20 protein-coding genes are annotated in these 26,539 nt (G+C 69.3%); 7 read left to right on the top strand and 13 right to left on the bottom strand.

Annotated elements, in window-relative coordinates; all coding sequences use genetic code 11:
- Positions 1-5: 5 nt before the first annotated feature.
- The 4 genes from ACZ6ZD_RS13345 to ACZ6ZD_RS13330 all read right to left on the bottom strand — a co-directional run bounded on the left by ACZ6ZD_RS13345 (position 6) and on the right by ACZ6ZD_RS13330 (position 5,566).
- The gene (locus tag ACZ6ZD_RS13345) at positions 6-2,396 is read right to left on the bottom strand and encodes a hypothetical protein (RefSeq protein WP_465671532.1); all 2,391 of its coding nucleotides are present in this window, start codon (positions 2,394-2,396) and stop codon (positions 6-8) included.
- An 89-nt stretch (positions 2,397-2,485) separates the two neighbouring features.
- Positions 2,486-3,271, bottom strand: a complete 786-nt coding sequence (locus ACZ6ZD_RS13340; protein ID WP_465671530.1) for an NPP1 family protein — start codon at positions 3,269-3,271, stop codon at positions 2,486-2,488.
- 150 nt (positions 3,272-3,421) lie between these two features.
- Positions 3,422-4,297, bottom strand: a complete 876-nt coding sequence (locus tag ACZ6ZD_RS13335) for a GTP-binding protein LepA (protein WP_465671528.1) — start codon at positions 4,295-4,297, stop codon at positions 3,422-3,424.
- A 162-nt stretch (positions 4,298-4,459) separates the two neighbouring features.
- A complete protein-coding gene (locus ACZ6ZD_RS13330) occupies positions 4,460-5,566 on the bottom strand; it encodes a glycoside hydrolase family 172 protein (protein ID WP_465671526.1) in 1,107 nt (368 codons plus the stop codon).
- Positions 5,567-5,687: 121 nt separating this feature from the next.
- Between ACZ6ZD_RS13330 and ACZ6ZD_RS13325 the strand changes: the two genes are divergently transcribed.
- From ACZ6ZD_RS13325 to ACZ6ZD_RS13315, 3 genes are all read left to right on the top strand, one after another.
- Positions 5,688-8,699, top strand: coding sequence for a PQQ-dependent sugar dehydrogenase (locus tag ACZ6ZD_RS13325; RefSeq protein ID WP_465671524.1), 3,012 nt, complete (start codon positions 5,688-5,690; stop codon positions 8,697-8,699).
- 71 nt (positions 8,700-8,770) lie between these two features.
- On the top strand, positions 8,771-10,072 hold the full coding sequence (locus tag ACZ6ZD_RS13320; protein ID WP_465671522.1) for an esterase-like activity of phytase family protein: 1,302 nt from the start codon (positions 8,771-8,773) through the stop codon (positions 10,070-10,072).
- Positions 10,073-10,101: 29 nt separating this feature from the next.
- Complete coding sequence (locus tag ACZ6ZD_RS13315) at positions 10,102-10,908, top strand: endonuclease/exonuclease/phosphatase family protein (protein WP_465671520.1); 807 nt, start codon at positions 10,102-10,104, stop codon at positions 10,906-10,908.
- Position 10,909: 1 nt separating this feature from the next.
- Here ACZ6ZD_RS13315 and ACZ6ZD_RS13310 read toward each other — a convergent pair whose 3' ends face one another.
- From ACZ6ZD_RS13310 to ACZ6ZD_RS13295, 4 genes are all read right to left on the bottom strand, one after another.
- Complete coding sequence (locus ACZ6ZD_RS13310) at positions 10,910-11,272, bottom strand: cupin domain-containing protein (protein ID WP_465671518.1); 363 nt, start codon at positions 11,270-11,272, stop codon at positions 10,910-10,912.
- 142 nt (positions 11,273-11,414) lie between these two features.
- Complete coding sequence (locus ACZ6ZD_RS13305) at positions 11,415-11,936, bottom strand: gamma carbonic anhydrase family protein (protein ID WP_465671516.1); 522 nt, start codon at positions 11,934-11,936, stop codon at positions 11,415-11,417.
- A 10-nt stretch (positions 11,937-11,946) separates the two neighbouring features.
- Positions 11,947-12,609 carry a response regulator gene (locus ACZ6ZD_RS13300; protein WP_465671514.1) on the bottom strand — a complete coding sequence of 221 codons (663 nt, stop codon included), beginning with the start codon at positions 12,607-12,609 and terminating at the stop codon, positions 11,947-11,949.
- Positions 12,606-14,246, bottom strand: coding sequence for a sensor histidine kinase (locus ACZ6ZD_RS13295; protein WP_465671512.1), 1,641 nt, complete (start codon positions 14,244-14,246; stop codon positions 12,606-12,608). The genes ACZ6ZD_RS13300 and ACZ6ZD_RS13295 overlap by 4 nt, the downstream gene beginning before the upstream one ends.
- Before the next feature lie 161 nt (positions 14,247-14,407).
- On the opposite strand from ACZ6ZD_RS13295, the gene ACZ6ZD_RS13290 reads away from it, so the two are divergent.
- The 3 genes from ACZ6ZD_RS13290 to ACZ6ZD_RS13280 are packed head-to-tail and all read left to right on the top strand — an operon-like array spanning position 14,408 to position 17,378.
- Positions 14,408-15,403 carry a Bug family tripartite tricarboxylate transporter substrate binding protein gene (locus ACZ6ZD_RS13290; protein WP_465671510.1) on the top strand — a complete coding sequence of 332 codons (996 nt, stop codon included), beginning with the start codon at positions 14,408-14,410 and terminating at the stop codon, positions 15,401-15,403.
- A complete protein-coding gene (locus ACZ6ZD_RS13285) occupies positions 15,400-15,894 on the top strand; it encodes a tripartite tricarboxylate transporter TctB family protein (protein ID WP_465671508.1) in 495 nt (164 codons plus the stop codon). The genes ACZ6ZD_RS13290 and ACZ6ZD_RS13285 overlap by 4 nt, the downstream gene beginning before the upstream one ends.
- Entirely contained in the window at positions 15,894-17,378 is a 1,485-nt protein-coding gene (locus ACZ6ZD_RS13280) for a tripartite tricarboxylate transporter permease (RefSeq protein ID WP_465671507.1), read from the top strand. The genes ACZ6ZD_RS13285 and ACZ6ZD_RS13280 overlap by 1 nt, the downstream gene beginning before the upstream one ends.
- Before the next feature lie 278 nt (positions 17,379-17,656).
- Here the strand turns inward: ACZ6ZD_RS13280 and ACZ6ZD_RS13275 are convergent, their stop codons facing one another.
- Positions 17,657-18,868, bottom strand: coding sequence for a pyridoxal phosphate-dependent aminotransferase (locus ACZ6ZD_RS13275; RefSeq protein WP_465671505.1), 1,212 nt, complete (start codon positions 18,866-18,868; stop codon positions 17,657-17,659).
- A gap of 52 nt (positions 18,869-18,920) precedes the next feature.
- Between ACZ6ZD_RS13275 and ACZ6ZD_RS13270 the strand changes: the two genes are divergently transcribed.
- Positions 18,921-20,147, top strand: coding sequence for a winged helix-turn-helix domain-containing protein (locus ACZ6ZD_RS13270; protein WP_465671503.1), 1,227 nt, complete (start codon positions 18,921-18,923; stop codon positions 20,145-20,147).
- Here the strand turns inward: ACZ6ZD_RS13270 and ACZ6ZD_RS13265 are convergent.
- From ACZ6ZD_RS13265 to ACZ6ZD_RS13250, 4 genes are read right to left on the bottom strand one after another with little or no spacing between them, the layout of a single operon-like run.
- Positions 20,122-21,345, bottom strand: coding sequence for an MFS transporter (locus ACZ6ZD_RS13265; RefSeq protein ID WP_465671501.1), 1,224 nt, complete (start codon positions 21,343-21,345; stop codon positions 20,122-20,124). The two genes, ACZ6ZD_RS13270 and ACZ6ZD_RS13265, sit on opposite strands and share 26 nt — an antisense overlap.
- Positions 21,342-22,706, bottom strand: a complete 1,365-nt coding sequence (locus ACZ6ZD_RS13260; protein ID WP_465671499.1) for a GH1 family beta-glucosidase — start codon at positions 22,704-22,706, stop codon at positions 21,342-21,344. Before ACZ6ZD_RS13260 ends, ACZ6ZD_RS13265 begins: the two co-directional genes overlap by 4 nt.
- A complete protein-coding gene (locus ACZ6ZD_RS13255; RefSeq protein WP_465671497.1) occupies positions 22,696-23,298 on the bottom strand; it encodes a YbjQ family protein in 603 nt (200 codons plus the stop codon). Before ACZ6ZD_RS13255 ends, ACZ6ZD_RS13260 begins: the two co-directional genes overlap by 11 nt.
- Positions 23,299-23,313: 15 nt before the next feature.
- On the bottom strand, positions 23,314-26,490 hold the full coding sequence (locus tag ACZ6ZD_RS13250) for a penicillin acylase family protein (RefSeq protein WP_465671495.1): 3,177 nt from the start codon (positions 26,488-26,490) through the stop codon (positions 23,314-23,316).
- Positions 26,491-26,539 lie beyond the last annotated feature (49 nt).

Genomic DNA, 26,539 nt, shown 5'->3' with positions numbered 1-26,539 from the left:
CGCGGTCAGCGGCCGGTGCCGCGGTCGGGGCCTCGGGTACCTGGGCCGCGGTGGGTGTCCGGGCGCTGACCTTGGGCGGCTTCACCTTGCGCTGCCTGCTGCTGGGGTTGAGAGTCCGCGCTGCGGCCGGGGGTTTCACTCCCGGCCTGGGCGACCATGGCGTCGAAGCTGTCCCCGGAGCGATGGTGAATGCCGTTGATGCGGGACTTGCTGCCGTCGGTGTCCCAGACATACGTCGAAGGGTCGGCGTTGGGCCCGTACACCGCGCGGACCAGCGGCTCCGACCACTGCACCTCGCGGTCGAGACGTTCCTGGTGATTGGACACCCACCACTCAACCGGCACGGCCTGCTCTCCGGTCATTCCCTTGCTCAGCTCGGCGACCTCGATCGGCCGGTCCGGCGTGGTGTCGACCGTCGCCCAGGCGCTCACCTGGCCGCCCTGGACGACGGCGATCGTGGCCCGATGGGCGTCGTCCCGAGGGCCTTCGACCGCACCTACACAACCGGGCATCCGCGCCGCGAGCTGCTCGGCGCGGTTGCGCGCCGACGGGTCGGAATGATCGAGTACCACAATCTCCGTGCCGGCAGCTTGCGCTCTGGTCAGCTGCCGGTTCAGATCGTTCAGCTGCTCCGGGGTCTGTCCGTTCCGCGCGCGATCCGCGGCGTAGTAGAGCCGGGACGCCTCGTCGGGGCGGACCTCGACGTTGGTCAGCCATTCCGCGTCGAGGGCCGGCGTGCCGCCGATCCGCGCACCGGCCTGCTGATAGGTCTCCGCGACGTCGGCGCCGACGAAGGCGCCGGCCGGCTTGTCGAACTGCCGGAACGGTCCGTCGACGATCGCAGCCCGTACCGCGTCGGCCTGGCCGCCGGCCGCGCCGAGCTCGATCCGTTCGTCGGTCTTGCGGAAGGTCGCGGCCGCCAGCGGGGTACCGTCCCGATCGATGGCCACCGCGACCTGCGTGCCCTCGGCGTACGCCGGTTCGGCACCGGGGATCCCGGTCTCGGTGGCGGTCCCGGTCGACGGGTTCATGGCCTGCCACAGGGCGGCCAGCTCGGGGTCGACCTCGCGGCCGGCCGCATCGGCGCCGTCCAGCCGGCGGAGTGCGTCGTCGTCCATCGGGACCTGCAGGGCGGCCGTGAGCCGGTCCGCGACCTGGCCCCGGAGGGCGGTGAAGCGCGGGTCGTCCGGAGTGAACTGCAGGACGTCGCCGCCGGCGTCGCTGAATCGGGTCACGGCGGCGGCGACCTCGGCCCGCGGCGCTCCCGGCGTACCGGCGTTCTCCCAGCCGAGACCGGGGATCTCCGCCATCCGAGGGCCGAGGACGTCCTTCACGTCATCCATCAGCTCACCCAGGTTGGCGCTCGTCCGGTACGGCGTCGCGCCCTGGAAATCGAGCCCGACACCGAGCGCCTCGGCCTCGCGCATCCCGACCAGAATCAGCGTGGTCCGGGCGTCCCGGGAGGCGCCCTCGACATCCCGCACCACCACCCGGCCATCGGCCGCGCGGCCGACCACGCCGGTGATCTGAGGCGTCCCGCTCGGGTCGTTGACCATGACCGCGCGCAGCCCGGGCGGGCTCTGGCCACGGTCCGGATCCACGGCGCCCTGATCATCGACCGACAGCACCGTGGTCGTCTGGCCGCTGTCGAGCGCGCGGCGGATGTCCAGCGCCCAGTCGCGGTAGCTGGAACTGCTGTCCAACGGCTGGTCGAGCGCTTCGAAGGGGTTCCGCTCTTCGGGCAGCCGACTGCGGGTGGACGCCGCGAGGTCCTCGACCTCCAGGGCGTTCCAAGGGGTCTGCGCGGCGGCGGTGTTCAGCCTCATGATGATCGGCTGGTCGAGGCTGATCGGCTCCGGCGCCGGCACCCGCCAGGTGGCCGAGGGCGTGGCTTCGACGACCGCGCGCGACTCCTTGGCGGCCAGATGGTTGACCGCGTACCAGGCGGCGGCGCCGAAGTGCGCCGACGTCGGGACGCCGTGGTTGCCATCGGCCCCGATCGTCGGATGGGTCGACCCGGCGCCGACGATCCGGAACTCCGAGCCCTTGCGCTCGAAGCCTGCGACGGTGAACAGACTGCTGTCCCCGAGTGCCGCGACGACGGCGTGCTGCGCCGGGCTGTTGAAGACCCCGAGCGCGGCGTTCCGCGCCTGCCAGACCGGGCTCCGCTCCTTGTGAGCTGCCGATCCGCCGAGACCCTTGGCCGCCGCCTCGAAGGGCTGGTCGGTGTCGGCGAAGGCCCGCTCGGCGAGCTCCTGGTACCGGCGCCACTCCGGGGTGTCGCGGGTGAGCACGAGCACCTTGGCCTGCGGATACGCGGCGAACTCGCGGACCTCTGCGGCCAGCCGGGTCGCCTCGGGAAGACGGTCGCGCTGGCGGGCGTCGTACTCGGGCATTCAGGTCCTCTCCGGGGCGTCGATGAGCTGCTCATCTTGACGCCCCGGGAGGTCACCCGGTTCCCCGTCTGCGCCGAAGCGTTCCGGCGTCAGGCGTAGGGGTTGAAGGGGATGCCGCTGGGCTTGGAGACGTTGAGCAGGTAGCGGAAGCGGTCGTCCTTGTCGGTGATCTTGATGGTGGCGGAGCCGAAGTTCGCGTTCATCAAGGTGTCGCGCAGGCCGGTGCTGGGCCAGCCGTCCCAGCCGACCAGCGGCGGGTAGCGCCAGTTGTGGTAGTGGTTCTCCGGCGGCTCGTCGTTGCCGTTGGCAAGCCGGAAGAAGTGCGTGCTGGCGCCGTCTTTGTGGTACACGATCTTGGGGTGCGAGCCGTCGAAGCGGACCTGCGACCGCGGGTAGGTCACCTGGCTGGAGTGCTGGGTCGTGGTCACGAACTCAACCTGGTTGCTGGCCTGGTTGATCCAGGAGATGACATGTTCGAAGTCGTGCCGGTGGCCGCCGAGACCGCTGCCGGCCACGGCCTGGTCCTTCTCGAAGTAGGCGGCGTAGACCACCGCGCACCAGCCGTTGTTGCACTTCGAGCGTGCGTAGGTCTGGGAGTTGTCGAGGTCGGACTGGTCGCGACAGTTGCCGTTGACGGCGCCGGTCGTGTTCAGGCCCGGGTTCAGGGTGCCGTCGGCGCCGATCGCCGGGACGGCGTAACAGCCGTCGCCGTCGTAGTCGAAGGCCGGGGAGAAGGACTGTTCGTAGCCGTTCGCGTTCTGCGGCAGGCTCGGCGGCGGGGCGGCGTAGGCCGCGACCGTCGTGGCCACCAGCAAGGTTGCCGTGCCGATCACCACGCCGAGGGTCAATCGGCGGACACGGGACTGATCTGTCATGGACGCTCCTTCGGGGCGGGAAGACAACGCTGTCGAACCATGACAGATCAACCCCACGTCAGTACATACTTCACGAGCGAAAGAATTCGAATCCGATCAGAATTGGGCCGCTCGGAACCCAGAGTTCTCCGGTTGACGCCTTGACGCGCCTCAGCGCCGGTAGAGGTTGACCGAGCTGCGCAGCGAGTCCAGGACGTAGCCGGGGAAGCGCAACCCCTGCTTCTGCGCCCAGAGCAGCTCCAGCTCGACGCGACCGATCTGCTGGGCGTACTTCTGCAGGCCTTCGTCACCGCCGTCGGTGATGTGCAGCGCCTCCATCACGCCGCCGAACTCGGCGCGCTGGCTCTTGTTGTAGGCGCCGACGACCTCGAAGGACTGTTTGCGCAACAGCCGGACCAGCCACTTCTGCCAGGGCGCCATCTCGCTCCACAGACCACGCGCGGCGATCTTGTAGTAGGCGAAGTGGCCGGGCTCCTGGCGGCGGATCGGCGCGATGATCGTCGAGGCGACCGCCTGCTCGTCGAGCTCCAGCAACCCCTTGTGCAGCAGGTTGTACGCCAGGATCGCGGACTGCTCGGTCGCGACACCGGTCAGGTAGTAGAGCATCCGGCTGACGTCCTGGATCGCGCTGAGGTGCGCGAGCGCGCCCAGGAAGCGCAACTGGAAGGAGATCTTGTCGACGTTCGGCTCGGAGACGGGCAGGCCGGCCAGGGTCTGCAACCGATCCAGCAGGACGCCGTGGTGCAGCTCCTGCGGCGACCAGACGTCGGCGTAGAAGTGTTTGTCGACCGGCGGCGGATCGGGCAGCAGCAGATTCAGCTCGAGGACGTTCCGCTCGACCTCCAGCTCGACCCGCGTCATGTACGCCAGGACGCCGCCGAAGCGGCTCGCCAGCAGATCCGGCCGCCGCATCGTGAAATCCGCGCTGTCCAGCGGGATCGGCGGGTGCTCCTCCCCCAGCCGATCCACATGCTCCATCAACCGCGCCTCGGCCGCCGCCGCAGCACCTTTCCGGCTACTCCCCACGACGGATCCCCACCCCTTTCGGGCCACAGCACTAGTCGATCACGGTCACTTTCCACGCCACTGCCAGCCTACCGGCCCGTACCCCCGCTCATTCGTGGTTTTCACCACGTCAAGAATTAGTTGCGGCCACCCAGCGAACCTGCTCCCCATGGATCAAGACCCTCAGCGCGGACGGCGGTGGGTGGTGGGCGGGAGGGGTGGCGTGCGGTTGGCGTCGGGGTGGGGTTGGTACCAGTAGGCGACGGTTGAGATGTCGTCGCAGCGTTCGAAGTGGCCGTGGTCCCAGGCGCCGATCTGTTGGAGGGTGACTTTGAGGTTGGTGTGGAAGATGACTGGGTCGGGTAGGTGCCAGCGGTACATGCCATGGGACTGGAGGGTGCTGGTGAGGAAGGGAGAGGCGCCGGTGCGGTCTTCGGCGGAGTAGAACGGGTAGCCGCAGTAGGGCGCGCTGAAGGTCAGGGCGACTGGGGGTGGGTCGACGCGGAGGGCGTCCTGGAAGGCCCAGGCACCGCCTGCGTAGTCCTCCAGGCCGGTGCTGCATTGGGTGGGGTAGGCGTCGTCGTCGTCCAGATAGAACTTCACTTCGCCCTCGCCCCACCAGTAGCGCTCGAGTGCGGTCAGGCCAATGTAGGTGCCGACGTAATGGCCGCTGCCGACGACGCCGTCCAAGATGACGTGATCCTCGGCCGGGGCGGTGGACGCGTTGCTGCGCCGCCACTGCGCGCGGAAGACCGCGGTGTCGTCGCCCAGCTCGTCGCCCACGGTGTAGTCGATCTGGTAGTAGATGCCGTCGACCTGGCCCGGGTGCTCGCTGGCCAGCTCGATCCGGGCCCGCTGGCGGAACGGCATCGGGAAGTAGCAGTTCATCCCGCCGGTCGGCGCGACCACGATCGGGACCGACGTCACCAACGCTCGCTGCCCGAAGCCGTTGCAGAAGAAGTCGCCGAGCGGTACTTCGACGGCCGGCTGCTCGGCGTCGTCCCACCACATCCGCAGCACCAGATCCCGCAGGACCCACGGCCCGGCGGCCGTGCCGGACGGGACGGTCATCCAGATGTGCCGGATCACGCCCGGCCCCTCGATATCGGCCAGGACGGCGGTCTCCCCCGGCTCGAGGCCGATCGCGGGCCTGCCCTTTCGGGACGGTCCGAGGGCGGACGCCGTCCGCGCCGCCATCCCCGGCGCGCCGGTCGGGTTCTCGGCGTTGATCGAGCGGCTGCGCTGCCTGCCGGGGGCCTTCGTGACCGCAGTCCAGTCCGCGAATGTCATGCGTTCCTCCCAGGTCGTTTGAAACGAATGTAAAACGCACTCTTGCGCAGATCCCGGTCCAGGCCGCATCCTGGCGAAACTCACGGGGGTGGGGCCGAGTGGGGGCTGGGGGCTTATTTCCATGCGTTTTTCCGCCGATGCGCTGCGGCGTGTGCTGGTTGTGATCTGTGTACTACTGCTCGTGCCGTTGACGGCGTCCGAGCCGGCTCGGGCTGTCGCGACGCCGAGCGGGTTCACCGAGCAGACCGTGTTCGAGGGGCTGACGAACCCGACGAACGTCGCGTTCGCGGCGGACGGCCAGGTCTTCGTAGCCGAGAAGAGCGGCCTGATCAAGGTCTTCGACTCGCTCGACGACCCGACGCCGAGGGTGTTCGCCGACCTGCGGACCAAGGTGCACAACTTCTGGGACCGCGGTCTGCTCGGCCTCGCCCTGCACCCGGGTTTCCCGGCCGATCCGCGCGTCTACGTGCTCTACACGCACGACGCGCTGATCGGCGCGCAAGCGCCCAAGTGGGGGACGGCGAACGCCTCCGACGACCCGTGCCCGTCACCGCCCGGCCCGACCAGCGACGGCTGCCAGGTCAGCGCGCGACTGTCGGTCCTGACGTCGACCGGCTCGGCCGTCGCCGAGCAGGTCCTGATCGAGGACTGGTGCCAGGTCTACCCGAGCCACTCGATCGGCTCGATCGAGTTCGGCCCGGACGGCATGCTGTACGCCGGTGGCGGCGACGGCGCGAGTTTCACCTTCACCGACTACGGCCAGGACGGCTTCCCGGACTCCGACACCACACCGGACAACGCCTGTGCCGACGGGACGGCGCCGGTCGGCGCGCAGCTCACGCCCCCGACGGCCGAAGGCGGCGCGCTCCGCGCCCAGGACCTGCGGACGAGCGGCGACCCGGTCACCCTCGACGGTTCGATCATCCGGATCAACCCCGACACCGGCCAGGCCGCGCCCGGTAACCCGCTGCTCTCCAACGCCGACCTGAACGCCCGCCGGATCGTGGCCGAAGGACTGCGGAACCCGATGCGTTTCGCGTTCCGCCCCGGCACCAACGAGCTGTGGATCGGCGACGTCGGCTACTCCGCCTGGGAGGAGATCAACCGGCTCGTCCTGCCCGCCACCGGCGTCGCGAACTTCGGCTGGCCTTGTTACGAAGGCGCCGGCCGCTCGAACGCGTACGACTCGGTCAACGTCAGCATCTGCGAGAACCTCTACGCCGCCGGCGCTCCGGCCGTCGCCGCGCCGTACTTCGCCTATCAGCACCGAGCCCATGTCACCGCGAACGAGACCTGCTCGGTCGGCAGCTCGTCGCTGTCCGGGATGGCGTTCTATGCCGGCGGCAACTATCCGGCGGAGTACGACGGCGCGCTGTTCTTCTCCGACTACAGCCGTAAGTGCGTCTGGGCGATGCTGCCGGGCGCGGACGGCCTGCCGGACAAGACCAAGATCGTCCAGTTCGCCTCCGGCTACGGCTCGACCCGGCTGCAGACCGGCCCGGGTGGCGATCTGTTCACCGTGGACTACGACACCGGCACGATCCGCCGCTACGTCTACAGCGCGACCAACAACCCGCCGACCGCGGTCATCCAGGCCGATCCGGCCAGCGGCAACGCGCCGCTGCAGGTGACCTTTGACGGTAGAGCCTCCAGTGACGCCGATGGCCATCCGCTCAGCTACGCCTGGGATCTGGACGGCGACGGCCAGTACGACGACTCCACCGCCGCGACCGTGCAGCGCAGCTACCCGACCAACGGACCGGTGACGGTTCGCCTCCGGGTCAGCGACGGCCAGGGCGGGACGGCGACCACCTCGACCCGGATCAACGTCGGCAACACGGCGCCGACGGCAACGATCACCGGTCCCGGCCCAGCCTTGGCCTGGAAGGTCGGCGATGCGATCAGCTTCTCCGGTTCGGCGTCCGATGCAGAGCAGGGCACACTGCCCGGGTCGGCGTTGAAATGGACGCTGATCATGCATCACTGCCCAAGTGATTGCCATCAGCACACAATCACCTCGTTCACCGGCACGAGCGGCACCTTCGCGGCACCGGATCACGAGTACCCGTCGTACCTGGAGCTGCGGCTGACCGCGACGGACGCCGGTCAGCTCACGGATGTGAAGAGCGTCCGGCTCGACCCGAAGACGACCAAGCTCTCCTTCGCCAGCCAGCCGTCCGGCCTGTCACTGACGTATCTCGACCGCACAGTGAAAACCCCGGCCATCGGTACGACGATCAACGGGTCGACCGGCACATTAGCGGCCGAGGCGGCACAGCCGGTGGGCACGAACCTGCACCGATTCGCCTCCTGGTCGGACGGCGGAGCGCGGGTGCACAACTTCGTCGCACCGGACGCGCCGACGACGTACACCGCGACCTACGTGCCGAAACGCAATCTGGCGTTGAAGAAACCGGTGGCGACGTCCAGTGTCTACCTCAACCGGCCGGGTGCGAATGCGGTCGACGGTTCGGCATCGACGTACTGGTCGAGCGCCCGCAGCGATCCGCAATGGCTGCGGGTCGACCTCGGCCGAGTCGAGCTGGTGGACCGGGCGCTGCTGAGTTGGCTGTCGACGTCGTACGCGAAGGCCTACCAGATTCAGGTCTCCGGCAGCGGGCGCACCTGGAAGACGGTCTACTCGACGACAACCGGCGACGGCTTCATCGACAGCGTCGCCTTCACTCCGAACTACGCGCGCTACGTCCGGATCAACATCACCGCACGCGGCGTGGCCGGAAGTTACAACGGCCTCTGGGAGTTCGGCGTGTACGGCGACACCGGATCGCTCACCGGGATCGCCGGCAAGTGCGTCGACGTGGCCGGCACCGCCGTCCGCCTCTTCACCTGCAACGGAACCGCCCAACAGCAGTGGATCGCCCAGGACGACGGGACCGTGCGTTCCCAAGGCAAGTGCCTGGACGCACGCAACACCACCCCGCGCAGCGCCACCACCGTCTGGACCTGCGACGGCAGCCCAGGCCAGAAGTGGACCGCCCGCACCGACGGCACCCTGCTGAACAAACAATCCGGCCTCTGCCTCGACGCAGCCAACGGCAAGAGCACCGACGGCACCCCCGTCAACATCTACACCTGCCACACCGGCGTCGGCCAGAAATTCCTCCTGCCCTAGGGCTGATGGGTTTTCGCGGTCGTTCATCGGTCGGTCAGGTGGCGTTCATCCCTTGCGGCGAAGGTCGCGGCATGGTGAAGAGGCTGGTTGGGGTGGGGACGGCGGCGGTGCTGGTCGCGGCGCTGGTGACGCCGGGGGCGCAGGCGCATCGGCCGAGCGAGCCGAAGGTGATCGGGACGGCGACGCTGGGCGACATCCCGCTCGGCGCGTTCTCGAACGCGCTGATCCGGGGCTCGGTGCATAACGACCGCAAGGTCGACCTCGGCGGGATCGGCAGCGACCTCTACCCGGCCGGGCGGCCCGGTGAGTTCTGGACCGTGACGGACCGCGGGCCGAACGGGCAGATCAAGATCGACGGCGCGAACCGGCGGACCTTCCCCGTTCCCGGATTCGACCCGGCGATCGTGAAGGTGCGGGTCGACGGCCGCAAGCTTCGGGTGCTGTCGGCGATCCCGATCACCACTCGGCACGGCGCCGCGGCGACCGGCCTGTCCAACCAGGCGGCGCGCGACGAACTGCCGTACACGTACGACGCCGCGACGCCGCTGGCCCTGAACCCGAACGGCCTGGACACCGAGGGCATCGTCCGCGCCCACGACGGCACGTTCTGGCTGGTCGACGAGTACAGCCCCTCGCTGGTGCACGTCTCGGCGCGCGGCCGGGTGCTCGCCCGGTACGTGCCGAAGGGGCTCAAGCTGACCGGCGCCGACTACCCGGTGCTCGAGGCCCTGCCCGCGATCTTCCTTACCCGCAAGATCAACCGCGGTTTCGAGGGGCTCGCGCAGCTGCCCGGCGGCGACCTCGTGCTGGCCCTGCAGAGCCCGCTGCTGAACCCGACCAAGAAGGTCGGCGAGAACTCACGCACCACCCGGCTGGTCCGCTTCTCCCCTCGCCGCGGCAAGGTCACCGCGGAGTACCTCTACCGGTTCGACCCGGTCGGCGTCGTCGACCCCGGTGAGGACGAGACGGCCGAGCTGAAGATCTCCTCGGTGATCGCCGCCGGCCCGGAGACCCTGCTCGTCCAGGAGCGCACCGACAACGCGGCCCGGCTGCATCGCGTCGTCCTGCGGTCGTCGTACGACGTCCTCGGCAGCCGCTGGGACGACGTCGCGACTGCGCCGTCGCTGGAGTCCCTGCCCGACCCGGCCGCGGCCGGCGTCCCGGTCCTGCCCAAGAAGCTCTTCCTGGACCTGAACACGATCCCGGGTATCCCGAAGAAGATCGAGGGCGTTGCACTCACCTCGCGGCACACGCTGACCGTGATCAACGACAACGACTTCGGCATGACCGACGGGCCCGCCGCCTTCGACGTCCAGGGCAACCTCGTCGACAGCGAGATCGAGACCAAGCTGGTGACGATCCGGCTCCCGTAATGGCCCTTGGGGGCTGAATACTGCTCGCCGTGTACAGACGAATCGGAGCGGTGGTTCTGGGCTGTTTGCTGGCGGTTGCGCCGGCGACGGCGCAGGCCGCGGAACAGGCGACCACGGTGAAGACGCTGACCTTCAACATCCACCACGGGCAAGGCAGCGACGGGAAGCTCGACCTGGAGCGGACCGCGAAGGCGATCGAGGCCTCCGGGGCCGGGATCGTCGGCCTGCAAGAGGTCGACAAGTTCTTCGATGCCCGGAGCAACTGGGTGGACCAGCCGGCCTGGCTGGCCGCGCGGCTGGGGATGAACTACGTGTTCGCGCCCAACCTGGACTGGGATCCGCCGGAGCCCGGCAAGCCGCGGCGGCAGTACGGGAACCTGGTGTTGTCGAAATACCCGATCCTGGACTCGCGGAACACGCCGCTGCCGAAGGTCGGAACCGAGGAGCAGCGCGGGCTGCTCGAGACCGTGATCGACGTCGGCGGTACGCCGGTGCGGTTCGCCGACACCCATCTGAACAACGCGACCCCGGCCGAGCGCCAGCAGCAGGCAACCGCGATCGTCAACCTGCTCGGCGGCGCGACCGAGCCGACGCTGCTCGTCGGTGACCTGAACGCCGTCCCGAGCGCGGCCGAGATCAAGACGCTGACGGCCCGCTGGAAGGACACCTGGACCGAGGTCGGCATCGGCCTCGGCAACACGAGCTCGGTGCCGATCCCCACTCGCCGCATCGACTACCAGCTCCACAGCCCCGCGCTGAAGGCGACGGCGGCGTCCGTCCCCTCCACTTTCGCCTCCGACCACTTCCCGGTCGCGGCGACGTTCACGCTGGGGTGACCTACTCCAGCCAGGTGGTTTCGAAGCTGGGGTTGGCGTGGATGTGCAACGCTTCGTAACCGCCGGGGCCGGTACGGAACTTGTGCGGGGTGTCGGCGGGGACGACGAGGATCTGGCCGGCCCGGCCGACGACCTGCTGGTCGGCGACGGTGAAGGTCGCGGAGCCGCGGCGGATGATGAAGGTCTCGGCGTACGGGTGCATGTGCAGGCGCGGGCCGACGCCTTCCTGCGTGGTGGACTCCAGGATCAGTGACACCCCGGCACCGCCCGGCAACTCTGTGTAGTTCTCCTCCCAGCCTTCGCCGTCCTCCTGGCCGTTGGCGCGATTGATGACATGGGCGCCGGTGTTCGCGATCTCGGTCACGTTTCCTCCGTTGTGTCCTTTGGAGCGCAATGGGTACTGGAGTTCTGACGGGTTGAGCAGCCAGCCCACAGTGGGACTCCCGGGGTGGGGCGACGCATCGGATGCGATGCTGCCTCATACCCGGGGTCCCACTCCAACATTTTCAGTCGATTTGAACGACGCCCTCCGCGTGCCGACGAGCCAGCTCGTGGTAGATCGCGGCGTTGTGATCGACGAACAGCTTCGGCGTCCCGGCCAGCGGGACGATCTTCTTCGCCGGGCTACCCATCGCGACCGACTCCGGCGGAATCACCGAACCCGGTGTCACGGTCGCCCCGGCCGCGATCAGCGTGCGGCTGCCGACGACGGCGCCGTCCAGCACGATCGCGCCGTTCCCGACCAGCGCCTGCTCACCGATCACGCAGTCGTGGACCAGACACTGGTGACCGACCGTAGCGTTCGGCCCGACCTCGCAGCCGTCACGGTTGGAATGGATCACCGAGTTGTCCTGCACGTTCGCGCCGGCGCGGATCGTGATCGTGCCCAGATCAGCCCGGATCACCACGCCGTACCAGATCGAGGCCTTGGCCTCGACGATCACATCACCCACCAACGTCGCCGTCGGCGCGATCCACGCGTCAGGGTGGACGGTCGGGCTCTTACCTTCGAACGAGAACAGCGGCATACGCCGGAGCCTACGCGCGCCAGTGGTACCGGCGTTCCGGCCGGCCTGTCGTGCCGTACCGTAACGCGACCGCCGCCTGGTCCCGGGTGCAGAAGAACTCCAGGTAGCGGCGCGCGCTGACTCGGGACAGCCCGACCTGCTCCGCGCACTCGGCCGCCGACAGACTGTCGGCGCCCCGCAGCGCCGCGGCCACGAGGACGGCGGTTTCCTGGCTCAGCCCTTTCGGGAGCCGATTGGCCGGCGGCCGGGTCGGCGTCAGCACGCGATCGACGTCCGCCTGGCTGGTCACCTGATCGGGGACGCTCGCGCGCTGCCGCACGTACTGCTGCAACCGGGCCCGCAGGTCCTCGAAACCGAAGGGTTTCAGCAGGTAGTTGACCACCCCTTGCCGGACGGCGCCGCGGACGGCGTCCGCCTCCCGGGCCGCGGTGATGACGAGGATGTCGCAGTCGGGTTGCGCGGCCCGCAGGCGGGCGATCAGGTCGATGCCGAAGATGTCCGGCAGGTAGAGGTCGAGCAGGACCAGATCGGGGCGCAGCTCGCGGATCGCGGTCAGGGCCTGGTCGCCGGAGTTCGCCGTCCCGACCACCTCGAAACCGTCCACGCGGTCGACGAACCCGCGATGGATCCGGGCGACCATGAAATCGTCGTCGACCACCAGGACCTTGATCATCTCGCCCCCTCGGGCAGCGGCTGGACGGACATCCGCGCGACGAACGCCGCGCCGCCGTCGGCCAGGTTGGTGACCGCGACCTCGCCGCCGCGGCGCCGGCAGATCAGCCGGATCATCGCCAGCCCGATCCCGCGCTCCCCTTCGGCGGCGGCCTTCGTGGTGAAGCCGTGTGCGAAGACCTCCTGCGCCAGCTCGGGCGCGACCCCGGGACCTGAGTCCCGGACCTCGATCTCGACGCTGCTCGCGTCCTGACGCAGTTCGACCTCGACCCAGGCGGGCGACAACGGCGTCCCCGACTGCGCGGCCGCGTCGACGGCGTTGTCGACCAGGTTGCCGACGACGGTCGCGACGTCCGCGGACAGCTCGGGCGCGAGGCGTTGCAGCGTGGTGCGTTCGGAGACCCGCAGCTCGACCCGGCGCTCGGCCGCCACACTCGACTTCGCCATCAGCAGGGCCGCGACAGCGGTGTCGTGGACGCGCCGGGTGACGGTCAGGTCGAGCGACTCGCGGTAGCGATTGAGGGCGCCGACGTAGGTGACGACCTCGTCGTACTCGCCGATCTGGATCAGGCCGGAGATCGTGTGCAGCTGGTTGGCGAACTCATGGGTCTGCGCGCGGAGCAGCTCGGCGGACGACCGGAACGAGCCGAGCTCGCGCTCCAGCTGGGCCAGCTCGGTCCGGTCGCGGAGCGTGGTGACCGAGCCGAGTGAGCGGCCGTCCTTGGTGACGTGCATCCGGTTCATCACCAGGACCCGGCCACGGCGGACGACGACGGCGTCCCGGGTGTCTTCGTGCTCCCCGGCGAGGACTTCGAACAGCCGGCCGACGATGTTCAACTCGCGGAGGCTGCGGCCGACCGCGTCGTCCGGCAGATCGAGCAGCCGGCGGCCGACGTCGTTCACCAGCGTCACGCGCAGGTGCGGGTCGAGGGCAACCACTCCTTCGGCGAGTCCGTAGAGCATGGCTTCGCGGTGTTCGGCGAGGCCGACGATCTCGCGCGGCTCGAGCCCGAGCGTCTGGCGTTTGATGCGCCGGGCAAGCATCCAGGAGCCGAGCAGGCCCAGCAGGCAGGCGATCCCGAGATAGATCGCCAGGTACGACGATGCCCCACGCAACCGTTCGAGGACGGACGGCACCCGCTCGCCGACCATCACCGTGCCGATCCGGGCGCCCAGCGAGCCGTCCTCGGTGTCCTGGCTGAGCACTGGGACCTGGGAGACCAGCTCCGGCTCGGCGTCCACCCGCAGCTCGCCCGACCAGCCCCGACCGGCCGCGACGCCGGGATCACCCAAGGTGATCGGATTCCCGATCGTCGTCGGGTTGGTGGCGGCGATGATCTTGCCGTCGGCGTCCGCGACCGTGATCGAGGTGACGCCGGACTGGGTCAGCGTGGTCTGCAGCAGCGGCGCGAGCACCTCGGCCGGGGCCGGATGCCGAATCCCGAACCGGAGCGTCTGATTCCCGGCCACCTGCTCGGCCAGCGCGGTCACCCGGCGACCCTCGACCCGGTTGAACGTGGCCGCCGACTGGGCGAGCGAGACCGCGGCGACGGCGACCAGCACCACCACCACGATCGCCAGCTGCAGCACCAGCAGCTGGCCGGCCAGGGTCGGCCGCCTTCCGATTCGCAACGCCACGGCCGCATGATCACCGCTGGAGCCGCCCCGAGGCCACCCCTCGACGCGAAACGAGTCGTGACCACAATGAACTCAACCTCCGCTGCGGCCACAACGCAGACGGCGGCCCGCCTGCCCGGCCACGATCTCGACCACATCCCCGGCATGAGAGGACTCCGCTGATGAGGTTCAAGGTGTGGATTGCGGCGCTGGCGCTGGTGGGGGTCAGCGCCTGTGGAGCGACGGCGGAGAAGGGCGATTCCGCGACCACCGGCAGTGACAAGCCGGTGACCGGGTTGCGGTTGATGGTGCCGAACACGGCCGGTGGCGGGTACGACACGACGGCCCGGGTCGCGGCGAAGGTCCTGGACGACGCCAAGATCGCGACCGGCGTCCAGGTGTTCAACCTGCCCGGCGCCGGTGGGACGGTCGGCCTGCAGCGAACGGTGAACGAGAAGGGCAACGGAAAGCTGGCCCTGCAGATGGGCCTCGGCGTGGTCGGGGCGACGTACACCTCGAAGTCGAAGGCGACGCTGACCCAGACGACCCCACTGGCCAAGCTGATCGAGGAGGCCGGGGCGATCGTCGTCCCGAAGGACTCGCCGTACCGGACGATCGGCGACCTGGTCGCGGCCTGGAAGGCGGACCCCAAGTCGTTCGCGGTCGGCGGCGGCTCGTCGCCCGGCGGACCGGACCACCTGCTGCCGATGCAGCTCGCGCAGGCGGTCGGGATCGACCCGAAGCAGGTCAACTTCATCTCCTACGACGGCGGCGGCGAACTCCTGCCCGCCTTGCTGGGTCACAAGATCGCCTTCGGCGCCAGCGGGTTCGGCGAGTTCCTCGACCAGGTCGAGAGCGGCCAGCTGCGGGTGCTCGCGGTGACCAGCGAGCAGCCGGTGGACGCGTTGAAGGCGGTCCCGACGCTGAAGGGGTCCGGAATCGATCTGGTCTTCACCAACTGGCGTGGGATCGTCGCGCCGCCGGAGATCAGCGCCGCCGACAAGCAGCTCTGGATCGACGCGCTGACCCGGATGCACGACTCGGAGCAGTGGAAGGCCGAGCTGGTCAAACACGGCTGGACGGACGCCTTCGTCACCGGTGACGCGTTCGGGACGTTCCTGGCCGAGCAGGACAAGGCGGTCGCCGACGTCCTGACCAAGCTGGGTCTGGCCGCGTGACGGCTGCTCGGGCGGACCGGGCGCAGTACGGGGTGTGCGGGTTCCTCGCGATCGTGGGCGGCCTGGTGATCGCCGACGCGGTGCGGATCCGGCACATTGCCAACAGCAACGATCCGATCGGTCCGAAGCCGATCCCGATCGTGCTCGGCGCGCTGCTGCTCGTGGTCGCCGTCCTGTACGCCGTCGACGTCGCCCGCGGCGGGACCGGCGAGGCCGAGGGCGGTGAGGACGTCGACCCGGCCTCGCCGGTCGACTGGCGGACCGTGCTGCTGCTGATCGCGGCGTTCGCAGTGAACCTGGTGTTGATCGAGCCGGCCGGGTGGGTGATCAGCGGAGCCTTGCTGTTCTGGGGTTCGGCGTACGCGCTGGGCAGCCGGAACCACCTGCGCAACCTGCTGATCGCCGTCGGGTTGTCGCTGACCACGTTCTATCTGTTCGCGATCGGGCTCGGCGTCAACCTGCCGGCCGGCGTACTGCAAGGGATCTTGTGATGGACCTGCTGAACGGTTTCGCCGATGTGCTGACGCCGGTCAACCTGCTGCTCGCGCTGCTCGGCGTGACGGTCGGCACGGCGGTCGGCGTCCTGCCGGGGATCGGACCGGCGATGACGGTCGCGCTGCTGCTGCCGATCACCTACGGGCTGGAGCCGGTGCAGGCGCTGATCCTGTTCGCCGGAATCTTCTACGGCGGTATGTACGGCGGATCGACGACGTCGATCCTGCTGAACACTCCCGGGGAGTCGGCGTCTGTGGTCACGGCGATCGAGGGCAACAAGATGGCGCGCTCCGGGCGGGCCGCGCAGGCGCTCGCGACGGCCGCGATCGGGTCGTTCGTGGCCGGGACGATCGGGACGCTGCTACTCGCGCTGGTCGCGCCGCAGGTGGTCAGGTTCGCGATCAGCCTGGGTGCGCCGGACTACCTGGCGATCATGTTGCTCGCCTTCGCCGGGGCGACGTCGGTGCTCGGGTCGTCGCGGATCCGCGGGATCGCGGCGCTGCTGCTCGGGTTGGTGATCGGGCTGGTCGGGATCGACAAGGTGACCGGCCAGCAGCGGTTGACGTTCGGCGTCCCACAGCTTGCCGACGGCATCGATGTCGTCGTGGTTGCCGTCGGCATCTTCGCGGTCGGCGAGGCGCTCTGGGTGGCCGCGCACCTGCGGCGGACGCCGGGCACCGTCATCCCGGTCGGACGGCCGTGGATGGGACGCGCGGACTGGCGGCGGTCGTGGAAACCCTGGCTGCGCGGGACGGCGTACGGGTTCCCGATCGGCGCGCTGCCGGCCGGCGGGGCGGAGATCCCGACGTTTTTGTCCTACGCGACCGAGAAGAAGCTGTCGAAGCACCCCGAGGAGTTCGGCCACGGCGCCATCGAAGGCGTCGCCGGGCCGGAGGCGGCCAACAACGCCTCGGCCGCCGGAACCCTCGTCCCCATGCTCGCCCTCGGTCTACCCACCAACGCCACCGCCGCCGTCATGCTGGCCGCCTTCACCTCGTACGGTATCCAGCCCGGCCCGCTGCTCTTCGAGCGCGAGTCCCGCCTGGTCTGGGCCCTGATCGCCAGCCTCTTCATCGGCAACCTGATGCTCCTGCTCCTCAACCTCCCCCTCGCCCCCGCCTGGGCCAAACTCCTCCAGATCCCCCGTCCCTACCTCTACGCCGGCATCCTCTTCTTCGCCTCCATGGGCGCCTACGCCGTCAACGCCCAGCCCCTCGACCTCTTCCTCCTGCTTCTCCTCGGCCTCCTCGGCTTCACCCTCCGCCGCTTCGGCCTCCCCGTCCTCCCCCTCATCATCGGCGTCATCCTCGGCCCGATCGCCGAACGCCAAGCCCGCCTCTCCCTCCAACTCTCCAACGGCGACCCCCACGGCCTCCTCGGCGGCCCCCTCTCCTACCTCATCTACGCCACAATCCTCGCCCTACTCCTCTGGCCCCTCATCTCCAAACACCTCCCCACCCACACCAAACAACCCGCCTGATCCTGCTCACCTGCCCCGCCTGCTTCTTGGCGCACCGACCAACGGGTAAAGGTGGCGCTCGGCGCCCCGCCGCCCTCCGCAGTCCACCCCCATGACCGGACTACTACCCGTTCATCGGTCCGCCGGGCGCGGTGCTCGGCGTGCGCGGTTATCGCGAGTCAGCGGGTGCGGTAGGTGGTTAGAAAGGTGCGAAGCGGGTCAGGGCGTCGGTGGGACTGCGGGCTGCTCCAGGGTGCCAACCGACAGCCGCCGCGAAGCGGTGTCCTTTGGCGAGTTGGTCAGCGGGTGCGGTAGGTGGTGAGGAAGGTGGCGAAGCGGGTTAGGGCGTCGGTTAGTTGGTCTTTGTGGGGGAGGGTGACGATGCGGATGTGGTCGGGGGTGGGCCAGTTGAAGCCGGTGCCTTGGACGATGAGGATCTTTTCGGTGCGGAGGAGGTCGAGGACGAGTTGGCGGTCGTCCTTGATGGGGTAGACGGCGGGGTCGAGGCGGGGGAAGACGTAGAGGGCGCCTTTGGGTTTGACGCAGGTGACGCCGGGGATCTGGGTGAGGAGGTCGTAGGCGGTGTCGCGTTGCTCGAGGAGGCGGCCGCCGGGGAGGACCAGGGGTTTGATGGATTGGTGACCGCCCAGGGCGGTGGCTACGGCGTGCTGGGCGGGCATGTTGGCGCAGAGGCGCATGTTGGAGAGGATCGTCAAACCCTCGAGGTAGCTGGTGGCATGGTGTTTGGGGCCGCTGACGGCGAGCCAGCCGCAGCGGTAGCCGGCCACCCGGTAGGCCTTGGAGAGGCCGTTGAACGTCAGCGTGAGGACGTCGGGCGCCAGCGACGCGAGCGGGGTGTGGGTGGCGTCGTCGTACAGGATCTTGTCGTAGATCTCGTCGGCGAACAGGATCAGGCCGTGCCGGCGGCAGATGTCGGTGAGCGCGACGAGCAGGTCGTGGTCGTAGACGGCGCCGGTCGGGTTGTTCGGGTTGATGACGACGAGGGCCTTGGTGCGGTCGGTGATCTTGGCCTCGATATCGGCCGGATCCGGCATCCAGTCGGACTGCTCGTCGCAGTGGTAGTGCATGGCCTTCCCGCCGGCGAGCGCGACGGCCGCCGTCCACAGCGGGTAGTCGGGCGCCGGGATCAGCACCTCGTCGCCGTCCTCCAGCAGCGCCTGCACCGCCATCTGGATGAGCTCGGAGACCCCGTTACCGATGTAGACGTCCTCGATGTCGAGATGCACGCCCCACGGCTGATAGTGCTGGACGACGGCCCGCCGCGCGGCCGGCAGGCCCTTCGCGTCCCCGTACCCGTGCGCATCGGCCAGATGCCGAACGATGTCCTCGAGGATCTCCGGCGGGCACTCGAACCCGAACGCGGCCGGGTTCCCGGTGTTGAGCTTGAGGATCTTGTGCCCGGCCGCCTCCAGCCGCTGAGCCTCCTCCAGCACCGGCCCCCGGATCTCGTAACAGACGTTCGCAAGCTTCGACGACTGCAGTACGGCCATACCTGCCAGCGTAACCGCCGCGCTTGTCGGCGGCAGGCGGTAGCTTCGGTTCATGAGACTGATCGGGGACGACGTGCCGGTCGCCGCGGCTCGCCGGATCGCGCTCGGGGCGCAGGGGTTCGCGATCGGGCGCCCGGCGGGCCGGATCGACGTCCGGCAGCTGCGGCGTGCCATCGCGGACGTCGGCGTCCTGCAGGTCGATGCGGTCAACGTGCTGACCCGCGCCCATTATCTGCCGCTCTTCTCCCGGCTCGGGGCCTACTCCCGCGACCGCCTCGACCAGCTCAGCTGGGGCCCGGATCGCGAACTCTTCGAGTACTTCTGGGCGCACAAGGCCGCATTGTTGCCCTTGGCATACTTCCCGTTGCTCCAGCACCGAATGCGCGCCGCCCAGCAACAGGATTGGAGCGTCGGTTCGGCGCCGTGGTCCGTGGTCGTCGGTATGCAACGCCTTCAGAAGGACCGGCCCGGCTTCGTAGAGCGCGTGCTGGCCACGATCGCCGAGCGAGGCCCGCTGACCGCCGGCCAGATCGTCCCGGACGACGTACGCCGTAAGCGCACCGACCCGGATCCGGATCCGGGCACTGGCAAGATGTGGAACTGGCAGGACGCGAAGATCGCCGTCGAGTACCTGTTCGCCGCCGGCCACGTGACGATCGCCGGCCGGAAGAACTTCGAGCGTCAGTACGACCTCACCGAGCGAGTCCTCCCGGTGCCGGGTGCGGAGCCCGACGATCCGCAGCGCGAGCTGGTCCGGATCGCGGCCCGCAGTATCGGGATCGGGACCGCCGCCGACCTCTGCGGCGCCCGCGGGCACTACAAGTTGCCGACGGCCACCGCGCGCCGGATCGTCGCCGAGCTGACCGAAGCCGGTGAGCTGATCCCGGCCAAGGTCGAGGGTGTGAAACAGCAGTCCTACCGCTGGCATGCGGCGACAGACGCACCCGTCGACGCCAGGGCCTTGATCTCGCCATTCGATCCGCTGATCTGGAACCGCGACCGCACCCAGCACTACTTCGATTTCTTCTACCGGATCAGCATCTACACCCCCGCGGCAGAGCGCATCCACGGCTACTACGTGCTGCCGTTCCTCCTCGGCGACCGCCTGGTCGCCCGCGTCGACCTCAAGGCCGACCGGGCGACGTCCACTCTCGTCGTCCCCACCGTCACCGCCGAGCCCGGCGCGCCCGACTTCACCGAGCCGCTGGCCGCCGAGCTGCGCCTGATGGCGGAGTGGCTCGGCCTGGCAAAGGTCAGCGCACCGAGCGGACTCTGCTGACCAGGACGCCGGCCACCGCGGTGACCAGCCCTGACAGCAGGTAGAGCACCGGATAGCCGCCGAAATGCTTGACGATCGGCGCGGCGATCACCGGCGCGATGACCTGCGGGAAGGAGTTGGCGATGTTGATCACGCCGAGATCCTTGGCCCGGTCGCGCGCGTTCGGCAGCACCTCGGTGATCAGCGCGAAGTCGACCGACAGATAGACGCCGAAGCCGATCCCGAGCACGACCGCGCCGAGGATCGCCCCCGGCCAGGTCGGCCAGACCGCCAGGATCACCCCCGCGACCCCCATCACCAGGCCGGAGCCGATCACGAAGATCTTCCGCCGGCCGCTCCGGTCGGACCAGCTGCCGAAGATGATCGCGGTGGTGAGCACGCAGGCGCTGTAGATCGCGGTCAGGATCAGGACGGCGGTGGCCGCGTCCGGGACGCCGACCTCGTCCTGCAGGTAGTAGAACAGGTACAGCAGACCGAGCGAGTTCCCGACGTTGAACAGGAACCGGGTCAGCCACGCCCACCCGAAGTCCGGGTAGCGCCGCGGGCTCACCCAGAAACCGCGCACGAACTCCCGCAGGACGAACGGCGGCGGCGCGGCCGCAAGCGCTGTGTCCTTCCCACGCAGGACATAGGGCACGACTGACAGCACGACGAAGAGCGCACAAACGACGTACCCAAAGCCGATGCCACCGGCAACGGTCGCCAATGCCGTCCCGACCAGCGCCCCCGGGACCTGAGCGACCGCGACCCAGCCGCCAACCACGCCACGCTGCTCAACCGGCACCCGATCCGGCACCGTCGCCGTTTGCGCGGCCAGGACGGCGTTGCCGAACAGCTGCACCAGACACCAACCCACCAGCATCAACGCAACGCCCTGCGCGCCTGCGAGCACCAGCAGCCCGGCCGCGGCCCCGAGCGCCCCACCCAGCGTCCACGGCCGCCGGCGTCCGAACCGCGACGTCGTCCGGTCCGAGACGGCGCCGAAGATCGGCGCAGCGACGACCGACACCGCCGCGCCGATCCCGGTGACGAGCCCGAAGACGAACTCCTTGTTCCCCGGCGCGACCGCCTCGGACTGCTTCGCCAGCAGCACCTGGATCGGCCCGAACCAGGCGGCGAACACCCCGACATTCGCCAGTACGACGGTCGCCGTCCATCCGGCCCGGACCCGCTCCGTCGGCTCGGCGAGCGCGGTCATCCCCGATGCTGCGCGATCACGTCGCGGAACCAGTGGTACGACGCTTTCGGCGTCCGCTCCAAGGTCTCGAAGTCGACGTGCACCAGACCGAACCGCTGTGAGTAGCCCGCGGCCCACTCGAAGTTGTCGAGCAGCGACCACTGGAAGTACCCGCGGACGTCGACGCCGTCGTCGATTGCCGAGCGCAACGACCGCAGATACCCATCCAGGTAGGCGATCCGACGCTGATCGTCGACCACCCCATCGACCGGTACGTCGTTGATCGCACAGCCGTTCTCGGTGATGTAGATCGGCGGCAGCCGATCGCCGTAGCGCTGCTTGAACGTCCGCAGGATCTCGCCGAAGGCGTCCGGCACGATCGGCCAGCCGAAGTCGGTCCGCTCGTAGCCGGTCAGCTCCTTCGGCTCGAACGGCAGCCCCGGCGGCAGCGGGATGCCGTCGGTCGCGGCGGTGTCGGCCTGACCGGTCGCCGCCCCGACCGAGGCCGGCGCGTAGTGGTTGATCCCGAACCAGTCCAGCGGCGTGGAGATCACCTTGAGGTCCTCGTCGACCGGCCCCGGCATCGCGGCCTCGAACCCCGCTGGGTACTTGCCGAGCAGGACTGGATCGGCGAACAGCCAGTTGATCAGGTTGTCGTAGAGGCCGGCCGCCTCGACGTCCTCGGCGCTGTCGCTGGCCGCCCAGGTCGGCGCGTGGTTGGAGGCGATCCCGATCCCGGTAGCGCCACCGGCCCGCAGCGCCTGGACGGCGCGACCGTGCGCGAGCAGCTGGTGATGCGCGACCGGGAGCGCGTCGAACATCAACTGCTTGCCCGGGGCATGCGCTCCGAGCGAGTAGCCCATCAGCGTGATCACCATCGGCTCGTTGATCGTGATCCACAGCGGCACCCGGTCCGCGAACCGCGCGGCCAGCACCGAGGCGTAGTCCGCGAACCGGTCGGTGATGTCGCGGGACAGCCAGCCGCCCGCGTCCTCGAGCGGCTGCGGGGTGTCCCAGTGGTACAGCGTCGGCGCCGGCTGGATCCCGGCGCCGAGCAGCGTGTCGATCAGCCGGTCGTAGAAGTCCAGACCGGCGGCGTTCCCCGGGCCGGTCCCGTCCGGCTGGATCCGCGGCCAGGAGAACGAGAACCGGTAGGTGTCGACTCCGAGCTCCCGCATCAGCGCGACGTCCTCGGCGTACCGGTGGTAATGGTCGCAGGCGACCGCACCGGTCTCGCCGTTCAGCACGCGACCGGGCTCGGCGCAGAACGTGTCCCAGGTCGAGGGACCGCGGCCACCTTCGGCCACGGCCCCTTCGATCTGGTACGCCGAGGTGGAGACACCCCAGCGGAATCCGGGCGGAAAGGAGAGTTCAGCTGTCACCCGCATCGTCCTCATCAGTCTTGTCCTGCGCCGGCTCGACGGTCTTCTGCACGATCACCGCGGTCCCGTAGGCCGCGACCTCGCTCATCGTGTTCGCGATCTCGGTGCAGTCGAACCGCATCGCGAGGATCGCGTTCGCGCCCATCTGCTGCGCCATCTGGCACATCCGCATCACGGCGACGTGCCGCGACTCGGCCAGCATCTGCGTGTACTCCGGAACCTCACCGCCGCCCAGCGAGCGGAAGCTGGCGGTGAAGTTCGACCCGAAGTCGCGGCTCCGGACAGTCAGCCCGAAGACCTCGCCGAACACCTTCTCCGCGGTGTACCCGGGCAGGTCGTTCATGGTCGAGACCAGCACCGGGTACGGCGACCCCTGCGGAGCCACGTGCGGAGCGTTCTGCGGCGCCGTCTGGTAGTTGCCCGGCGCCTGCCCGTACCCCGGAGCCGGCTGGCCGTAGCCCTGCGGCGGCGGCCCCTGCTGGTACCCCTGCTGCGGCGGCGGGCCCTGGTAACCAGGAGGCGGACCCTGCTGGTAACCGGGCTGCTGCGGCGGGTAGGGCTGGTTCGGGTTCGGAGGGAAGGTCTGCGTCATGCACTCATCCTGACATCACTGGCGAAACACCCCGAACTCAAACACCGAGTATCCGTACGACGTCGCCCGCTGGGTGCCCACGAGCCGCACGTGCCGGGCCTGCGTCGCCGGGAAGCGGACGACGTCCTCCCCGCCGTTCCCGGTCGTCGTGGCGTAAACCTGCCGCCACGTCGTCCCGTCCGTGGACACCTCGACCCGGTAGCCCCTCGCGTACGCCGCCTCCCAGTTCAGCACCACCCGGCCGACCTGCTGGGTGCTACCGAGGTCAACCGACAGCCACTGTGCGTCCGACCAATCACTGGCCCACCGGGTGTTCAGCTTGCCGTCGACGGCGTTCGGCGGCGGTGAGTTGTAGGCGCCGGTCTCGTGGCTACTGGCGGTCGCCGTCTTCCCTTGGGCGAGGTTGCTGACGTCGTCACCCCGGCGCGCGGGGAACTCGATCACCTGCTGGTACGTCGGCCGGTTCACCCAGGCCATCCGGTCCTGCGTGATCCCGCCCATCGGGTTGTGGGAGATCTGATCCGCGCAGAACTGGTCACCCGCCGCGCAGTCCGCGGACCCCGGGTAGGTCGTCGCCGCCGGCACCTTGGTTGCCGCCAGCAAGGAATCCGTCAGCACCGAGCGACAGGCCGCGAGCGCGCCGCTGCCGCAGAACGTCACCGGCTGCGCGGCCTTGACCGGGTCGCCGAGCACCTTGCGCAGATCACGCTGGACGAAACCCCACCAGCCGCTCTGGAACGCCGAACCCTGCGCGCTCGGCCGCTCGTCGATCTTCAGGTTCGCGACCAGAGCGGCGTACAGGTCCGGTCCCAGGTCCTTGAACTGCGCGGGGACCAGGATCGGCCACCAGGCGTCGAGGATGCGGATCGCGTCCGCGTGGTCGTAGGTCTTCGAGGTCGCGTTCGGCGACTTGCGGTGGCTGCCGGCCTGCTTCCAGGCGGTCAGCTTGGCGACGGCGTCCGCGACCGCCGGGTCGGTGATCGGCGCGCTCTTCAGAACGCGGAGCAGGTACGGAAGCACGTAGTCCGCTCGCAGGTCGACGGTCGCTGCCGTCTCCATCGCCTCGACCAGCTTGCCGCGGGTGAACTTCTGCCCGCCGTTGATGACCGCCTTGATCCGATCGTCGAGCGGCTGGTCGCGGTAGAGGCCGTTGTAACCCCACTGTCCGTCGGACGCCGAGAAGCCCGGCGCCTGCTTGTTGTTCCAGCTGGTCAGGTAGTCCTGGTTGACGACCTGCGGGTGCTCGTTCGGCGGAGTGTACGTCGCACGGTTGGTCGACGAGTTCCAGCCCTGCCATTCGTAGGTGCTCCAGGTCGGCAGGTTCGGGTCGGCGCCGGACTTGCGGATCGGGTTGTCACCGGAGTTGTAGTACGCGATCGTCGACTTGTCCGTGTAGAACCAGTTGAACGTGTAGCCGATGTTCTGCGCGGCCTTCTGGAAGTCGGCCGCGGACTTGATCTTGTCCGGGTCGTTGAACTGCATGAACCCGAGCGCCGAGCCCGCGTCGTTACCGTAGGTCGAGCGGTTCTTGGTGAACAGCACCGGCTTCCCGCCGACCGTGCCGCGGTGGGTGACGATGCCGTACTTCGTCCGCAGCGCGACCAGCGTGTACGAGCCGGCCGGTTCGGACGAGCCGAGGCTGGAGTACCAGGCGTTGTGCCGCTCGAGGCGTTCGATCGGCGTGCACTCGCCGCGGAACACGTAGTACGTCGAGTTCTTCGTCGGGGTGCCGCCGTTCGGCTCGCAGAGCGGGACGGCGAAGGTGTCGGTGATGTCCTGCCCGGCGGACGTCGCGCTCCAGGAGTAGTCCGGGCCGCGACCGATCAGCGTGTAGAAGTTCAGGCCGGCGAAGGCGACTCCGCGCGAGCTTACGCCGGGACCCTGCAACTCCTGGCGCATCAGCAGCTGGGGTGCGAAGTAGCCGGTCTGCGGGCCGTAGACCGCGACCGGGTTGCCGCTCTCGGTGTGCGCGCCGGAGACGAGCAGCGCGTTCGACATCGCTTTCTTGCCGAAGCCCTCGGGGAAGACGCCGGCGTCGAAGATGCCCTTGAGCCGGCCGGATCCCTTGGGCGCCGGCTTGGCAGCGGCCTTCTTGTTGGCGGTCTGGTTGATCACCTCGGGTTCCTTGGTGACCGAGCCGCGGTCGGGCAGCGCGCGACCGGCCGGGTTCGGGCCGGTGACGCCGTACGGGAAACTCGCGCCGTTGTGCACCGTCGTACTGGCCTCGGGGTCGTTCTGGGAGCGGAACGACTCCCAGACTTTGGTGCCCTGGGCAACGCCGTACTTGGCCTGGGCCTCGAGCAGGGCGAGGGCCGAGTTCACCTCGGAGCCGCCGCCGGTGCCGAAGATGCCGGCGACCACGGCCGCGGTGGCGACGACGTCCGTCACCTTCCAGGGCGCGGTCGGCCAGTCGAGGCCGAGGGCGACGTACTCACCGGGGTACGCGATGCCGATCGTGTTGATGTAGTTGTTGACGCCGTCGACCCAGGCCTGGATGTCCTGCTGCATCTTGACGCCCTCGGCGCCGTAGAGCTCGTCGGCGTCGTCGTACTGACGCTGCAGGTCGGCCTCGGTGTACGGCGCCGTCCGCCAGAACTCCTGCTCGAACGCGCGGTTCGCGGGCGCGCCACCGGCGAACGGCGTCAGCTGGCCGCGACCGAGGTGGCGGAAGACGTCCATCACGAAGAGGCGGTCCTGGGCGCCGGCGTACCCGGCGCCGAACATCGTGCCCTGGCGGGTGGTGCCGGTGATGTGCGGGATGCCGCGCGACTTGTCGCGGACGATCGTGACGTCCGGGCGCGGCTGGAAGGTGCTCGCGACATCGTTCGGCTTGACGCCGAAGGAGGCGTCGTCGAAGTACGGCGCGAGGGCGTCGTCGGTGATGCCCTGGGCGTTCCAGACCAGATCCTGGTAGGGCTTCACGGTGTCGCTGAAATGCGGCGGACGGATGCCGAAGGCTTTGAAACCGAGGAGGTCGGTGAAGGTCGCGTTGCCGTTCTGGCCGGGTGGCAGGATGTCGCGGCACTGCCCGACGCAGTAGTCGACCGGCGGCGCGGCGGCGGCCGGCTTGGGTGGCGCGGCGTCCGGAGCGGCCTGGGTGGTCGTGGCGGGCAGGGTGGCCAGCACGGCGGTGACGGCGAGCGCCGCGATCGTCTGCCGGAGGGCACGGGTTCTGGGTGCGGGGCGGGGCACGGAGTCCTCCCTCGGTCGGAGAAACTGAGAATGACTCACTAGTAGCTTT

Source organism: Kribbella sp. NPDC104218 (assembly GCF_055584105.1).
The sequence above is the reverse complement of the archived record's forward strand: the minus strand, read 5'-3'. Positions and strand labels throughout refer to the sequence as shown.